The sequence below is a fragment of the Mycobacterium sp. NGS34 genome (assembly GCF_059812845.1).
In genome coordinates this window covers 225757-240965 of record NZ_JCALDM010000006.1, presented here as the reverse complement: position 1 = coordinate 240965, position 15209 = coordinate 225757, and the positions used below count along the sequence as shown (strand labels likewise).

At 71.9% G+C, this 15209-nt stretch carries 13 protein-coding genes; all 13 read right to left on the bottom strand.

What is annotated here, in order from left to right; genetic code table 11:
* Positions 1-239: 239 nt before the first annotated feature.
* Positions 240-542, bottom strand: coding sequence for a YggT family protein (locus tag AC5Y7V_RS17270; RefSeq protein WP_499881245.1), 303 nt, complete (start codon positions 540-542; stop codon positions 240-242).
* Positions 543-659: 117 nt separating this feature from the next.
* Positions 660-1304: a cell division protein SepF gene (locus tag AC5Y7V_RS17265; protein ID WP_499881244.1), complete on the bottom strand. Its 645-nt coding sequence runs from the start codon at positions 1302-1304 to the stop codon at positions 660-662.
* Positions 1305-1370: 66 nt separating this feature from the next.
* The gene (locus AC5Y7V_RS17260; protein ID WP_499881404.1) at positions 1371-2147 is read right to left on the bottom strand and encodes a YggS family pyridoxal phosphate-dependent enzyme; all 777 of its coding nucleotides are present in this window, start codon (positions 2145-2147) and stop codon (positions 1371-1373) included.
* A gap of 5 nt (positions 2148-2152) precedes the next feature.
* Positions 2153-2887 (bottom strand): peptidoglycan editing factor PgeF, encoded by a 735-nt coding sequence (gene pgeF / locus AC5Y7V_RS17255; RefSeq protein WP_499881243.1) that lies wholly within the window; start codon positions 2885-2887, stop codon positions 2153-2155.
* A gap of 49 nt (positions 2888-2936) precedes the next feature.
* Positions 2937-4088: a cell division protein FtsZ gene (gene ftsZ, locus AC5Y7V_RS17250; protein ID WP_499881242.1), complete on the bottom strand. Its 1152-nt coding sequence runs from the start codon at positions 4086-4088 to the stop codon at positions 2937-2939.
* Positions 4089-4326: 238 nt separating this feature from the next.
* Complete coding sequence (locus AC5Y7V_RS17245) at positions 4327-5277, bottom strand: cell division protein FtsQ/DivIB (protein WP_499881241.1); 951 nt, start codon at positions 5275-5277, stop codon at positions 4327-4329.
* Positions 5274-6704: a UDP-N-acetylmuramate--L-alanine ligase gene (gene murC / locus AC5Y7V_RS17240; RefSeq protein WP_499881403.1), complete on the bottom strand. Its 1431-nt coding sequence runs from the start codon at positions 6702-6704 to the stop codon at positions 5274-5276. Before murC ends, AC5Y7V_RS17245 begins: the two co-directional genes overlap by 4 nt.
* A gap of 50 nt (positions 6705-6754) precedes the next feature.
* Positions 6755-7966, bottom strand: coding sequence for an undecaprenyldiphospho-muramoylpentapeptide beta-N-acetylglucosaminyltransferase (murG, locus tag AC5Y7V_RS17235; protein ID WP_499881240.1), 1212 nt, complete (start codon positions 7964-7966; stop codon positions 6755-6757).
* A complete protein-coding gene (ftsW, locus tag AC5Y7V_RS17230) occupies positions 7963-9633 on the bottom strand; it encodes a putative lipid II flippase FtsW (protein WP_499881239.1) in 1671 nt (556 codons plus the stop codon). Before ftsW ends, murG begins: the two co-directional genes overlap by 4 nt.
* Before the next feature lie 6 nt (positions 9634-9639).
* On the bottom strand, positions 9640-11091 hold the full coding sequence (gene murD, locus AC5Y7V_RS17225) for a UDP-N-acetylmuramoyl-L-alanine--D-glutamate ligase (protein WP_499881238.1): 1452 nt from the start codon (positions 11089-11091) through the stop codon (positions 9640-9642).
* A gap of 1 nt (position 11092) precedes the next feature.
* Entirely contained in the window at positions 11093-12172 is a 1080-nt protein-coding gene (gene mraY, locus AC5Y7V_RS17220) for a phospho-N-acetylmuramoyl-pentapeptide-transferase (protein WP_499881237.1), read from the bottom strand.
* The gene (locus tag AC5Y7V_RS17215; RefSeq protein WP_499881236.1) at positions 12169-13668 is read right to left on the bottom strand and encodes a UDP-N-acetylmuramoyl-tripeptide--D-alanyl-D-alanine ligase; all 1500 of its coding nucleotides are present in this window, start codon (positions 13666-13668) and stop codon (positions 12169-12171) included. The genes mraY and AC5Y7V_RS17215 overlap by 4 nt, the downstream gene beginning before the upstream one ends.
* Complete coding sequence (locus AC5Y7V_RS17210; protein WP_499881235.1) at positions 13665-15191, bottom strand: UDP-N-acetylmuramoyl-L-alanyl-D-glutamate--2,6-diaminopimelate ligase; 1527 nt, start codon at positions 15189-15191, stop codon at positions 13665-13667. The genes AC5Y7V_RS17215 and AC5Y7V_RS17210 overlap by 4 nt, the downstream gene beginning before the upstream one ends.
* Positions 15192-15209 lie beyond the last annotated feature (18 nt).

Here is a 15209-nt window from a genome sequence, read left to right as displayed (position 1 = left end):
CGAGTTCCTGTCAAACGATCTGGAAAGTGTAGAACGGAGTGGTTGCCGTCGTGCAACTGCCGTCCATCCTGTCACACCAGACCCGGCGGTAGCCGATTAGCCCAATAATTAAGAACCAATTTCAAACACTAAGACCAATAAAATCCAAACCCTTAAAGTTTTTAAATCGCGGCCGCCGAACCGACGCTAAAACGTGGCCGAACCGTCTCCCGGCTTGGTCGCCGCGGTCACGGCCACGGTCACGGCGCGGCTCCCGCCGCGGCGCCGAATGCCAGTTGCATGCCGATGAACGCGACCAACAGCAGCACCATGATCGACAGGTCGAAGCGGACCGCGCCGATGGTGAGCTGCGGGATCAACCGCCGCAGCAGCTTCACCGGCGGGTCGGTGATCGACATGATGATCTCGAGAATCACCACCGTGATGCCGGTCGGACGCCAGTCGCGGCTGAACGAACGGATGAACTCGACGACGACCCGGGCGATCAGCAGCAGCCAGAAGATGAACAGCGCGAACCCAAGGATCTGAAAGAACAGCACCAACTGGAGCCCCGACCTTACCGATGAGATGACCCGAATATCAGCCGCCAGCGTACCGATTCCGAGGTGCGGGCACACACCTCACCGACGCTGACCTGCCAGTCGGCGGGCCGGGTGCGCCTATTGGTAAGCGTAAAAACCGGTTTCGGCGATCCGGCGGCGCTCCTCGGGCGAGACGTCGACGTCGGCGGGCGACAGCAGGAACACCTTGGTCGCGACCTTGTCGAACGAGCCGCGCAGCGCGAAGGCCAAGCCGGCGGCGAAGTCGACGAGCCGCTTCGCGTCGGCGTTGTCCATCGACACCAGGTCCATGATGACCGGGGTGCCGTCGCGGAACCGTTCGCCGATGGTGCGCGCCTCGCTGTAGTCCTTGGGACGCAGCGTGGTGATCTTGGACAGCGGGCTGCCCTCTTCGAACAGCATCGCCATGCGGCGCGGGTCCATCGCCAGCGCGCCGCGGGTGGAATTCCGCAGCCACGACCCGAGGCGCGGGCGGCTCATCTCGGGACGGTCGAACTCGCGCGGATGCACCGGGCCGTAGCGCCCCTCGTCGGCGTAGCCGCCGCGGTAGCCACCGGTCGGCGGGTAGTCGGCGGGCTCGCCGCGCGGGTCGTCGTAGTCGCGCCCGTCGAATCGGCCGTATCCCTCGTCGAAGCGCGGACGGGGGAAACCGCGGGAGGGCGCGCGGTCGTCGTAGTACTCGTCGTCGTAGTCCTCCATCGGAGCCATACCGAAGTACGCCTTGACCTTGTGCAGTGTGCTCATCGCTTAAACCCTTCTAGCCCCTGGGATTATTGGTGTCTGTGATGAAGGTGTGACTACAGTGACTACTCACGGTGACGGTAGCCGCCGCGGACCCAATAGCGCGGTACCGACACGCACACATGTCGAACCATGTTTTACGGCGATTTCGAAGTCGTTGGACATGCCGGCGGACAGGCCCACCGCCTCGGGGTGCGACTCGAGCACCCGGCGGTGCTCCGATCGCAGCAGGTCGAAGGCCCGCCCCGGGTCCCAATCCAATGGCGGGATGCCCATCAGGCCGAGCAGTTTCAGGCTCTTGGAGTCCGCGACCTGCGCGCAGACCTGATCGAGGGCGCCGGGCCCGGTGATGTCGACGCCGCCGCGGGACACGTCGCCGTCCAGGCTGACCTCGACGTAGACGCGCAGCGGCTCGCGCCGGCGGTCCTCGGACAGGGCCGTCGACACCGCCCGGTCGAGCGCGGTCACCAGCCGCGTGCTGTCGACCGAGTGGGCGGTGTGCGCCCAGTTGGCCAGCGACCGCGCCTTATTGCGCTGAATGCGGCCGACCATGTGCCAGTGCATATTCGGTAAGTCCGCAAGCGCCGAACTCGCGGCCAACCGCGCGACTTCGGCGACCTTCGCCGCGGCTTCCTGGTCGCGAGATTCGCCAACGCAGCGACAACCCAATCGAGACAAAATCGCTACATCGGTTGCTGGAAAGAATTTGGTAATGGGGAGAAGTTCAATTTCGCTGACATTGCGGCCCGCGGCTTCCGCGGCCGCCGCAAGTCGCGAACGAACCGCCGCCAATGCGTGCGTCAATTCCGTTTCGCGGTCTTGCCCGGCCGGCATGTCCACCGCCATGGTGGTCACTCCATCCAGACCAGCGATGCCAGCCGACCGGTCGGCGCGCCCCGGCGGTGGCTGAACAGCGCCGGGTCGGACACCGTGCAGCGGGGGTCGACGTCGATCGCCGTGACGCCCAAACCCCTTAGCTGGCAAGCGATTCCGGCCCGAAGATCCAGTCCGGGAGTGCCGGACGCGGTGGTGGTCCGGCTGCCCGGCAGCGCCGCCTCGACCTCGTCGGCCATCGCGGCGGGCACCTCGTAGTTGCGACCGCTTACCGCCGGCCCGAGCAGTGCCGAGATGTCGCCGGCCTGCGCGCCCAGCTTCAGCATCGCCTCCACGGCGCGCGCCACCACTCCCCGCGCCGCGCCGACGCGACCGGCGTGCACGGCGGCGACCACGCCGGCGCGCGCGTCGGCCAGCAGCACGGGCACGCAGTCGGCGGTCACCACCGCCAGCGCCAATCGCGGGGTGGCGGTCACCAGCGCGTCGGTGCCGTCGAGCGGGGTGTCCCGCGGCCCGTCGACCACCTCGACCCGGTCGCCGTGGACTTGGTTCATCCACACGATCCGATCTCGGCCGAGCCGGTCGGCACCCCCCTTGACACTCAGGCCGAGGGCGGCGGCAAGCCGGGACCTGTTGGCGGCCACCGCCTTCGGGTCGTCGCCGACGTGGTCGCCCAGGTTGAAGGTGTCGAACGGCGGCGCCGAGACCCCGCCCGCCCGGGTGGTGGTCACCCGCCGAATGCGAAAGCTCACGTGACCAGTATCCGGAAAGCCAGGCCGTTCCTGTGCCACGCGCACGGCGTCAGCGGCGCATGAACGGCGGCACGTCGACGTCGTCGTCGTCGCCGCCAATACTCAAGGTCGCGCCGTTGGTGTGCACCGGCACGCTCACCGCGTCGACGGGCTCGAATAGCGTCGACGTGAGCTTGCCGGCCTTCGCCGACTCGATCCGGTGCGCGCCGGACTTGTCCGCGGCGCTGCCCCCGATGACGGGCTTGCGTCCCGGCCCGCTGGCCTCGAAGCCGGCGGCGATGACGGTGACGCGCACCTCGTCGCCCAGCGAGTCGTCGATGACGGTGCCGAAGATGATGTTGGCGTCCTGATGGGCGGCGTCCTGCACCAGCGAGGCCGCCTCGTTGATCTCGAACAGGCCCAGGTCGCTGCCGCCGGCGATCGACATCAGCACGCCCTGGGCGCCCTCCATCGACGCCTCCAGCAGCGGCGAGTTGATCGCGATCTCGGCGGCCTTGAGCGAGCGGCCCTCGCCGCGCGCCGAGCCGATGCCCATCAACGCGGTGCCGGCGCCGGACATGATGCCCTTGACGTCGGCGAAGTCGACGTTGATCAGGCCCGGCGTGGTGATCAGGTCGGTGATTCCCTGCACGCCGTTGAGCAGCACCTCGTCGGCGCTGCGGAACGCGTCCATCAGCGACACCGCGGCGTCGCCCATCTGCAGCAGCCGGTCGTTGGGGATCACGATGAGCGTGTCGCAGCTCTCCCGCAGCGCGGAAATGCCGCTTTCGGCCTGGTTGCCGCGCCGCTTGCCCTCGAACGAGAACGGCCGGGTGACCACGCCGACGGTCAGCGCCCCCAGCTTGCGGGCGATGCTGGCCACGACGGGCGCCCCGCCGGTGCCGGTGCCGCCGCCCTCGCCGGCGGTGACGAACACCATGTCCGCCCCGCGCAGCAGCTCTTCGATCTCGTCCTTGGCGTCCTCGGCGGCCCGGCGGCCGACCTCGGGGTCGGCTCCGGCGCCCAGCCCGCGGGTGGAGTCGCGACCGACGTCCAGCTTGACGTCGGCGTCGCTCATCAACAGCGCCTGGGCGTCGGTGTTGATGGCGATGAATTCCACGCCCTTGAGGCCCTGCTCGATCATCCGGTTGACGGCGTTGACGCCGCCGCCACCGATACCCACAACCTTGATGACGGCCAGGTAGTTATGCGGGGGGGTCATCATTACTTCTTCCTCCCTGGTGGGACTCGGTGTGTCCGCTTGGCAAACCCTCAACCTCAACCATAGAGTTAGAGTTATGTCAAGTAGTTCCGCGCAAACAGAACGGTATGGGTCCGGCGGGCGCTAATCCCGCAGGCGCGCCGACGCGCGGCATGCAAATTTTTGGCTTACCGAGCGTGCGGCTGGCCGCACGTTGGGCGCCGAGCGTGCGGCTGGCCGCACATTCGGGGCCGCGCGGCTACTTGACGGTGGGCAGATCGGGGCTGGACACGTCGTAGGTCCGGCCCGGCTGGGTCAGCAGCGCGGCCAGCTTCTCGGCCTTCTCCTCGGTGCGGTCGGTGGTCCCCCAGATCACCACCCGCCCGTCGCCCAGCGTCAGCGTGATGGAGGCCACCGACGGGGCCGCGATCCGGGCCACCTGGCCCGACACCTCGGGGCGGAGCGCAATCAGGACCTGCAGCGCGGCCTTGGTCGCCGGGTCGCTCGGGCCGGGGTCGGCGACGTCGATGTAGGGCAGCGCCGGGGGCGGCGGCGCGGTCGCGAAGTCGACGCCGTCGCGGTCGAACAGGTGCGGGCCGTCGGGAAAGTCCTTCACCACCAGCGGAACCCGCTCGACGATGGTGATGCGCAGGGCCGACGGGTACTGCCGCTGCACCCGCGCGCTGGCCACCCGCCGGATCGCGGCGACCCGCTCGGCGACCTGGTTTGTGTTGATCTGCAGCAGCGGCGTGCCCGGCCGCACCCGCGCCGCGTCCAGCACCTCCTCGCGCGTGACCGTGCCCGTCCCGGTGACGACGATCTCGCGCGCCGACATCGCGGGCGTGAAATACAGCACCAGCCCGAGCCCGACGCCGACGATGGCCACGACCACGCTGATCAACAGCATCTTCAGGCCGCGGACGACGCCGCGGGCGGCGGGTTTGGGTTGGTTGACGATGCGCCCGCTGGCCTGGCGCTTGGCCTCGCGACGGGCCTCCTCGATGGCCCGGGCGCGCTCCTGCGCGGCGCGGCGCTCGGCCCGCTCCCGGCGGGCCCGTCGCCGCGGCCCCTCGAACTCGGCGGGGTCCTCGGGTGGCGCCTGCTCCCCCGTCGCGAGCGGTTCGGTGATCACGCCGTCGGCGGCGTCGGCGGGGTCGGCGGCCGGGTCGGGCCCAGGATCGGACCCAGCGGGCTCGTTCGGCTCGGTCAACGGGGGATCCCCGGCCGGCCCGGCGCGCTGCGGTTGGCCCGCACCCGCAGCGCGGTCACGATCTCCGGACCCAGCAGGGTCACGTCACCGGCGCCCATCGTGACGACGACGTCGCCGGGGCCGGCGGCCGCGGCGACCTCCTCGGCGACCGCGGAGAGATCCGGGAGGTAGCGCACCGGCACGCTGACGTGCTCGGCGACGCTGGCCCCGCTGACGCCGGTCAGCGGTTGTTCGCGCGCGCCGTAGACGTCGAGGACGAAAACTTCGTCCGCAGCGTCCAGCGCGCGACCGAACTCGGCCGCGAAAGCCTTTGTGCGCGAATATAAATGGGGCTGGAACACCACGATGGAGCGGCCGCTGAAACCGCTCTGCTCGAGGACGGTGCGGACCGCCGCCAGCGTGGCGCCGATCTCCGTCGGGTGGTGGGCGTAGTCGTCGAACACCCGCACCGCCTCCGGGCCGGTTCCCGAGGTCCCGACGAGTTCGAATCGGCGCCGCACGCCCTCGAACCCGGCCAGCCCGTCGAGCACCTCGTCGGCCGACGCGCCGATCTCGATCGCCGCCAGCAGCGCGCCCAGCGCGTTGAGCGCCATGTGCCGCCCGGGCACCGACAGCCGCATCACGCGCGGGTGCTCCTCGCCCGCGAGTTGGATGTGCGCGACCGCCTCGGTGCCCTGCTGCTCCCACGTCATCAGCCGGGCGGCCAGCCCTTCCCCCGCCGAGCCGTAGCGCAGCACCCGGATGCCCAGCTCGGCGGTGCGCTCGGCCAGTGCCGCCGCCCCCGGGTCGTCGGTGCAGACGACGAGCGCTCCCCCGGGCGCGAGCCGCTCCACGAACGCGTCGAACACCTCGACGTACGCGTCGGTGCTGCCGTAGAAGTCCAGGTGGTCGGCCTCGATGTTGGTGACCACCGCGACGTTGGGCGTGTACTCCAGCAGCGAGCCGTCGCTCTCGTCGGCCTCGGCGACGAAGCAGTCGCCGCTGCCGTGATGCGCGTTGGTGCCGGCCTCGCCGAGTTCCCCGCCCACCGCGAACGACGGGTCGCGCCCGCAGTGCTGCAGGGCCACGATCAGCATCGACGTCGTCGTCGTCTTGCCGTGCGTGCCGGTGACCATCAGCGTGGTGCGCCCGGCCATCAGCTTGGCCAGCACGGCGGGCCGCAGGACGACGGGAATGCCGCGCCGGCGCGCCTCGACGAGCTCGGGGTTGGTCTTCGGGATGGCGGCGTGGGTGGTGATGACCGCCGTGACGCCGCCGGGCAGCTGATCCAGCGCCGACGCGTCGTGGCCGACGCGGATCAGCGCGCCCCGCGCCCGCAGGGCGTGCAGGCCGCGCGACTCCTTGGCGTCGGACCCGGACACCAGGCCGCCCCGGTCGAGCAGGATGCGGGCGATGCCGGACATCCCGGCTCCCCCGATGCCGACCATGTGCACCCTCTGTAACTCAGGGGGTAGCGAGTTCGGCAGCTGCTCGGCGGTCACCCGCGCCTCCGCGCCGCGATGTCGAGCGCCGCCTGGGCCACCCGTCGCGCCGCGTCCGGATGTCCCACCAGCGCGGCGGCCGCCGTCATGGCCGCCAGCCGCGCCGGGTCGTTGAGCAACCCGCCCGCCTCGCGGGCGACCAGCGCCGGCGTCAGGTCGCTATCGGCGACGATGATGCCCCCGCCGGCGTTGACCACGGGCAGCGCGTTGAGCCGCTGCTCGCCGTTGCCGATCGGCAGCGGCACGTAGATGGCCGGCAGGCCGACGGCCGACACCTCCGCGACGGTCATCGCCCCCGACCGGCAGATGGCCAGGTCGGCGGCGGCGTAGGCCAGGTCCATCCGGTCCAGGTAGGGCACCGCCACGTACGGCGGGTCGCCCGGCTCGGGCGTGCGCAGCTCGAGGGTGTTCTTGGGCCCGTGGGCGTGCAGCACGGCGACACCTGCGGCGGCCAGGTCGGCCGCGGCCGCCGACACCGCCCGGTTCAGCGAGACCGCGCCCTGCGAGCCGCCGAACACCAGCAGCACCCGGGCGTCGTCGGCGAAGCCGAAGTGCTGGCGCGCCTCGGCGCGCAGCGCGGCGCGGTCGAGCGCGGTGATGGCCGCCCGCACCGGCACCCCGACCACCTCGGCGCCGCGCAGCCCGGAATCGGGCACCGCCGAAAGGATCCGCTCGGCCGTGCGCGCGCCGACGCGGTTGGCGATGCCGGCCCTGGCGTTGGCCTCGTGGATCACCACCGGGACGCGGCGCCGAAGCCCCGGGATGCCGCGGGCGGCCAGGTACGCCGGCACGGCCACGTACCCGCCGAAGCCGATCACCACGTCGGCGTCGACGGCGTCGAGCACCGCGCGCGTCTCCCGGACGGCGCGCCAGACGCGCGGCGGCAGCCGGGCCAGGTCGCCGCTGGGCTTTCGCGGCAGCGGGACCGGGGTGATCAGCTCGAGGTGGTAGCCGCGCTCGGGCACCAGCCTGGTCTCGAGCCCGCGGGCGGTGCCCAGCGCGGTGATCCGGACGCGGGGATCCAGGGCGGACAACGCGTCGGCGACGGCCATGGCGGGCTCCACGTGGCCGGCCGTCCCGCCGCCGGCCAGCACGACCGACAGGCCGGAATTGGCCGACGAGGGGGAATCAAGGGCCGATGATGCGGCACCGGCGGGCGAGGGGCTTGCCCCCAGCCCGCCGGCCGGCTCTTTGATCGTGCCGTTCACCCGTAACGCTGACCTTCCAATGCGCGCGTCTGCCGTGCCTTGCGCTGGCCGGCACGCTGGCCGGCGTATCGCTGGCCAGATCCATGATGCCCTCCCCGCCCGCGCGGGGTGCCCCCAGACTGGCGCGCCGGCCGGGCGGCCTTTCGTCCGGCGGCCTGCCGCAGCGGGGCGTCGTGGTCGCGGGCCCCCTTGCGCGGGGGCGCCTTGGGGCCCTTGCCGGCGGCTTGCGGGCCGACCCGCTTGCGATCGCGGAACGACTCGATGCGGCTGGGCACGTAGGGCTGGGGCAGCGGCAGCCGCAGCAGCCGGTTCACCTTGTCGTCGCGCCCGGCCCGCAGCGCGGCCACCGCCTCGGGTTCGTGCCGAGCAGCGTTGGTCATGATCCCGATCATGAATAGTGTTGCGGCCGTCGATGTTCCGCCAGCCGAGATGAGCGGCAGCTGCAGGCCGGTGACCGGCAGCACGCCGATCACGTAGCCGATGTTGATGAACGCCTGGCCGAGGATCCACATCGTCGTGGTGGCGGTCAGTAGCCGCAGGAACGGGTCGGCCGAGCGGCGCGCGATCCGCATCCCGGTGTAGGCGAACACCCCGAACAGCGCCAGCAGCCCGAACGCGCCGATGAAGCCCAGCTCCTCGCCGATGATCGCGAAGATGAAGTCGTTGTGGGCGTTGGGCAGGTAATTCCACTTGGCGACGCCCTGGCCGAGGCCGTCGCCGAAGACGCCGCCGTGGGCCAGCGCGAACTTGGCCTGCCGGGCCTGGTAGCCGGTGTCCTGCGGGTCGTTTTCGGGGTTGATCCAGGACCGCACCCGGTCCGAGCGGTAACCCGCGGACATCGCCAGCACCGCGCCGGCCACGAAGACGGCCGCCAGCGAGGTGACGAAGACCCGCAGCGGCAGCCCGGCGTACCACAGCAGGGCCAGCAGGATGATGCCCAGCGACACCGTCTGACCGAGGTCGGGCTGGGCGACGATCAGCGCCAGGGCGATGACCGCGGCCGGGACCAGCGGGATCAGCATCTCGCGCAGCGAGGCCCGCTCCATGCGCCGGGCCGCCAGCAGGTGGGCGCCCCAGATGGCGAACGCGATCTTGGCCAACTCCGACGGTTGCATCGAGAAGCCGGCGATCACGAACCACTTCCGCGAGCCGTTGGCCAGGTTGCCGATCCCGGGAACCAGCACGAGGACCAGCAGGATGATCGTGATCAGGTAGCCGGTGAAGGCCACCCGCCGGATGAAGCGCACCGACACGCGCATCGCGACGTAGGCCGCGATCAGCCCGATGACCGTCCACAGCACCTGCTTGCCGAAGATCACCCACGCGGACCCGTCGGCGCCGTAGGAGCGCACGCCCGACGCGGACAGCACCATGATCAGGCCCAGCGTGGTCAGCAGGCCGGTGACGGCGATGATCAGGTGAAACGACGTCATGGGCCGGCCCAGCCAGGCACCGAACCGGCCGCGCAGGCCGGCCGGCAGGGCCGCGAACCTGGCTTTTGCCGCTTTGGCGCCCGCCTTGGCGTCCGGGGCGGCCCCGTAAGCGTCGAAGGCGTCCGTGGCGTCCTCGTCGTTCGGGACGTCGGCCTCGGCCGCCTCGCCCTGCCCGGCGGCGGTCTCTTTGCTCCCCTTGCCCCGGCGCAGCCGCCGGGTCAGTCCGTTAGCCACGCCTGCCTACTGGATCGCCGCGCGGACGGCCGCCGCGAACGCGTCGCCGCGGGCGGCGTACCCGGCGAACTGGTCGAACGACGCGCCGGCCGGTGCCAGCAGCACCGTGTCGCCCGGCCTGGCGAGGTCGCGGGCCGCGGCCACGGCCGCGGTCATGACGCGAGCGCCGAGGTCACCGTCCGAAGGTCTCACTTCTGTCACAGAAGCATCAGGAACCACAGCAGTCGCATTCATATCAGCATCCTCGCCTGTCACAACCTGGACGACGGGGACATCCGGCGCGTGTCGCGATAACGCCTCTGCAACCTCGGCCCTATCTCGGCCGATCAGCACCGCACCGACCAGCCGCGATGCGATCCTGGCGACCTCGGCGTCGACCGCTGCGCCCTTCAGCAAACCGCCGGCCAGCCAGACCACCCGCGGGTAGGCCAACACGGACGCCTGGGCGGCGTGCGGGTTGGTGGCCTTGGAGTCGTCGACGTAGGTGATCCCGTCGGCGACGGCCACCACCTCGGCGCGGTGGCGGCCCAGCCGGAAGGACGAGATCGCGGCCGCGATCGCGTCGGCGGGCACGCCGACGCTGCGGGCGAGGGCCGCCGCGGCCAGGGCGTCGAGGACCCCGACCGGGCCGGGCACCGGGATCGATTCGGCCGGCAGCAGCGCCAGGTCGTCGGCGAAGGCGCGGTCGACGAGCAGCCCGTCGCGCACGCCGAGCTCCCCCGGGCCCGGTTCGCCGAGCCGGAAACCCGCCCGGACCGGTGCGGCCGCGGTGTCCAGCAACGCGGCGGCCCGGGCGTCGTCCAGCCCGACCACCGCCACCCGGCCACCCAGCACCCGGGCCTTGGCCTCGGTGTATTCGGCCATCGTGGCGTGCCAGTCCAGGTGGTCCTCGGCGATGTTGAGCACGACGCCGGCCTCGGGCCGCAGCGAGGGCGCCCAGTGCAGCTGGAAGCTGGACGCCTCGACGGCCAGCAGGTCGGCGGGCCGGTCCAGCACGTCGAGCACCGGGTCGCCGATGTTGCCGCACAGCACGCTGTTTTTCCCGCCGGCGACCAGCATGGCGTGCAGCATCGACGTCGTCGTGGTCTTGCCGTTCGTGCCGGTCACCACCAGCCAGCGGCGCGGCGGGCCGTACTGGCCGGCGGCGTCGAGCCGCCAGGCCAGCTCCACGTCACCCCAGATGGGCACGCCCGCGGCCGCCGCGGCGGCCAGCAGCGGCGTGGACGGCGAGAAGCCGGGGCTGGTCACCACCAGGGCGTAATCGGAGACCCTTTCCGCGGCCGTCGACGTCGTCACCGTCGCGACCCCGCCGTCGGCGTACCGGCGCAGCGTTTCGGGGTCGTCGTCGCAGAGGGTCGGGGCGGCGCCGAATCGGGTCAGGGCCGCCAGCACCGCCTTGCCGGTGACGCCGCCGCCGGCCACCAGCACGGGCGCGCCCGGGGCGAGCGGGTCAAGCACGTCAGGCTCCGATCGTGGCCAGCCACTCACCGTAGAACAGGGCCACGCCCAGCCCGCAGGTGATCGCGGTGAGCAGCCAGAAGCGGATGATCACCGTGGTTTCGGCCCAGCCGACCAGTTCGAAATGGTGGTGGAAGGGCGCCATCCGGAACACCCGGCGCCCGGTGGTGCGAAAGGCCAGGATCTGCAGCACGACCGAGGTGACCTCTGCGACGAACAGCGAGCCCAGCACGACGGCCAGGATCTCGGTGCGGCTGGTGACCGACAGGCCCGCGATGATGCCGCCCAGCGCCAGCGAGCCGGTGTCGCCCATGAAGATCTTGGCGGGTGCCGCGTTCCACCACAGAAAGCCGATGCAGGCGCCGGCGGTGGCCGCCGCGATCAGCGCCAGGTCCAGCGGGTCGCGCACGTTGTAGCAGCCCAGCCCCGGCGCGGTGACGCACGCGTTGCGGTACTGCCAGAAGGTGATCAACACGTAGGCGGCGGTGACCATGGCCATGCAGCCGGCGGCCAGCCCGTCCAGGCCGTCGGTGAAGTTGACCGCGTTGGACCAGGCGCTGACGACGACGACGCAGAACAGCACGAACAGCCCGGGAGCCAGTGTGACGGTGGCGATTTCGCGCACGTAGGACAGGTTGGCGCTGGCCGGCGTCAGGCCGTTGGCGTTGCGGAACTGCAGCACCAGCACGCCGAAGAGCACCGCGGCGACGATCTGGCCGACCGTCTTGGCCGTCTTGTTCAGCCCGAGGTTGCGCGACCGGCGGATCTTGATCAGGTCGTCGAGGAACCCGACGACGCCCAGCGCGGTGGCCAGGCCGAGGACCAGCAGGCCCGACGCGGAAATGCCCTCGCCGTCGAAGGCCAGGCCGGCCAGGTGGGTGCCCAGGTAGCCGGCCCAGATGCCGGCTAGGATCGCCACGCCGCCCATCGACGGGGTGCCGCGCTTGGTGTGGTGACTCGGCGGGCCGTCCTCGCGGATCTGGTGGCCGAAGCCCTGCTTGGTGAACAGCCGGATCAGCGCCGGGGTCAGCAGGATGGACACGGTCAGCGCGATGGCGACCGCGATGAGGATCTGTCTCACGGGCGCGCCCCGCTGTCGGCCGCGAGCGCTTCGGCGAGCGCCCCGAGCCCGGCGGCGTTGGACGCCTTGACCAGCACGACGTCGCCGGGACGCAGCTCGGCCCGCAGCAGGGCGAGCGCGGCGTCGCCGTCGGGCACGCTGACGACCTCGCCGCCCCAGGAACCTTCCATGACCGCCGCGTGGTGCATGGCGCTCATCGACCTCCCGGTTCCGACGACAACGAGTCGAGACACATCTAAGCGCACCGCGAGCCGGCCGATGCGATCGTGCTCGGTTATCGCGTCCTCGCCGAGCTCGGCCATCTCGCCGAGCACCGCCCAGCTCCGGCGCTTTGGGCCCGGGCCGCCGTGAGCGATCCACGCCAGCGCCTGCAGCCCGGCCCGCATCGAGTCGGGGTTGGCGTTGTACGCGTCGTCGATCACCGTGGCGCCGTCGGCGCGGGTGCTCACCTGCATGCGATGGCGCGACACCGGGCCGGCCCCGGCCAGCGCGTCCGCCACTTGCTCGAGGCCGGCGCCGCAATGCAGGGCGACCGCGCCGGCGCACAGCGCGTTGGTGACCTGATGGTCGCCGAACACGCCGAGCCGCACGTCGACTTCGCTGTCCATCGCGTGCAGGGTAAAGCGCGGCCTGGCCAGTTCGTCCAGCGACACTCCATCGGCCCACACGTCGCTTGACCCGGTATCGGCGCGGCTGACCCGGATCACCCGGGCGGTGGCGACCTCGGCCATCGCCGCCACGGCCGCGTCGTCAACGTTGAGGATGACGACGCCGGACGGCGGAACGGCTTGGGCCAGTTCGGCTTTGGTTCGCGCGATCGCCTCCCGGGAGCCGAATTCCCCCAGGTGGGCGGTCCCGACGTTGAGGACCACCCCGATCGAGGGCGTGGCGATCTCGGCCAGCGCGGCGATGTTGCCGGGGTGCCGGGCCGACATCTCGAGGATCAGGTAGTCGGTGCGCCGCGTCGCGCGCAGCACCGTCCAGGGGTGACCCAGCTCGTTGTTGAACGACCCGGGCGGGGCGACCACCTCGCCGAGGGGCGCCAGCACGGCGGCCACCAGATCCTTCGTCGAGGTCTTTCCCGACGAGCCGGTGATCCCGACGATCGTCAGCCCGCCCGCCACCAATTCGGCCGCCACCGCCCGGGCCAGCCTGGCCAGCGCCGCGAGCACCGCGGCGCCCGACCCGTCGGCGTCGTGCTCCAGCACGCCGGCCCGCGATCCCGAAGCGCCTTCGGGGGCGACCACGATGGCGGGGACGCCGACCGGACGGGCCGCGAGCACCGCGACCGCGCCGGCCGCCACCGCCGAGGCCGCGTGGTCGTGGCCGTCGGAGCGGGCCCCCGGCAGCGCCAGGAACAGCCCGCCCGGGCCCACGGCCCGCGAGTCGAACTCGACGGTGCCGGTGACGCGCAGTTCCGCGGCGTCTTCCGGGGTGATGTCGGCCAGTGTGCCGCCGACGATTTCGGCGATCTGCGCGACGGTCAGCTCGATCACGCGCGATCCTCCAGGGCCCGGGCGAGCTCGACGCGATCGTCGAACGGGCGGACCACGTCGCCGGTGCGCTGGCCGGTTTCGTGGCCCTTGCCGGCGATCAACACGACGTCGCCGGGACCCGCCCAGTTGACCGCATGCCGGATCGCCTCGCCCCGGTCGCCGATCTCGACGACCTCGGCCTTGGTGCCCGCTTCGCCTGCGCCGGTGAGGATTTCGCGCCGGATCGCCGCGGGGTCTTCGCTGCGCGGGTTGTCGTCGGTGACGACGACCAGGTCGGCCAGCTCGGCGGCGATTTTGCCCATGGCGGTCCGCTTGCCCGGATCGCGATCGCCCCCGGCGCCGAACACCACGGCCAGCCGGCGCTGCGGACGGGTCAGGGCGGCCAGCACCGCGCGCAACGCGCCCGGCTTGTGCGCGTAGTCGACCAGCGCCAGGAAATCCTGGCCGCGGTCGATCTCTTCGAGCCGCCCGGGCACGCGGGTGCGCAGCAACCCCGGGGCCGCCTGCTCCGGCGAGACGCCCACCGAATCCAGAATCGCCAGCGCCACAAGGGCATTGGCGACGTTGTAGTGGCCCGGCAGCCGGATGCCGACGCGGTGGTGCACCCCCGCGGGGTCCGTGGCGGTGAACTCCTGTCCCCCCGCGCCCATCGGCGCCACGTCCGACGCGCGCCAGTCGGCCGGTTGGCCGGTGGCGCTGACGGTCACGGCGGCACCGGCCCTGGTGGCCATCGCGCGCCCGGCGTCGTCGTCGACGCACACGATGGCCGCGCGGGCGTGCAGCGGCGAATCGGGGTCGAACAGCAGCGCCTTGGCCTCGAAATAGTCGGCCATGGTCGGGTGGAAGTCGAGGTGGTCGCGGGACAGGTTGGTGAACGCGCCCACCGCGAACCCGGTGCCGTCCACCCGGCCCAGGGCCAGCGCGTGGCTGGACACCTCCATGACCACCGTGTCCACCCCTTGCTCGGCCATCGCCGCGAGCATCGCCTGCAGCGCGGGGGCCTCCGGGGTGGTCAGCGCGCTGGGGATGTCGGCGCCGTCGACGCGGATGCCGATGGTGCCGATGAGCCCGGCCGTCCGCCCGCCGGCGCGCAGACCCGACTCGACCAGGTAGGTCGTGGTGGTCTTGCCCGACGTTCCGGTGATCCCGATGACCGTGACGTGTTCCGACGGGTTTCCGTACACCGCGGCGGCCAGGCCGCCGAGCACGCCGCGGGGCGCCGGGTGCACCAGGGTGGGCACGGTCACTTCGCCCATTTCCGCGACCCCGGCGGCGTCGGTGAGCACCGCGACGGCACCGCTTTGGATCGCGTCGCCGGCAAAGCGGGCGCCGTGCGTGGCCGAGCCGGGCAGCGCGGCGAACAGGTCACCGGGCCGCACGTCCTGGGCGCGCAGCGTCACGCCGGTGACCGGGACGTCGGGCACTGCCACGCCGTCGGCCATCACCGCGCCGACCTGGGCCGCGAGCTCGGGCAACGGGACGCCGGCGCCCGCGCTGGGGCGCAAATCAGTGGACACCGACACACCTCCCGTCCACCCGCG

What these genes read in the sequence shown, in the direction of transcription:
- AC5Y7V_RS17265 (WP_499881244.1), bottom strand. Translation starts at nt 1,304, where the DNA reads ATGAGCACACTGCACAAGGTCAAGGCGTACTTCGGTATGGCTCCGATG.
- AC5Y7V_RS17260 (WP_499881404.1), bottom strand. Translation starts at nt 2,147, where the DNA reads ATGGCGGTGGACATGCCGGCCGGGCAAGACCGCGAAACGGAATTGACG.
- ftsZ (WP_499881242.1), bottom strand. Translation starts at nt 4,088, where the DNA reads ATGACCCCCCCGCATAACTACCTGGCCGTCATCAAGGTTGTGGGTATC.
- murC (WP_499881403.1), bottom strand. Translation starts at nt 6,704, where the DNA reads ATGGTCGGCATCGGGGGAGCCGGGATGTCCGGCATCGCCCGCATCCTG.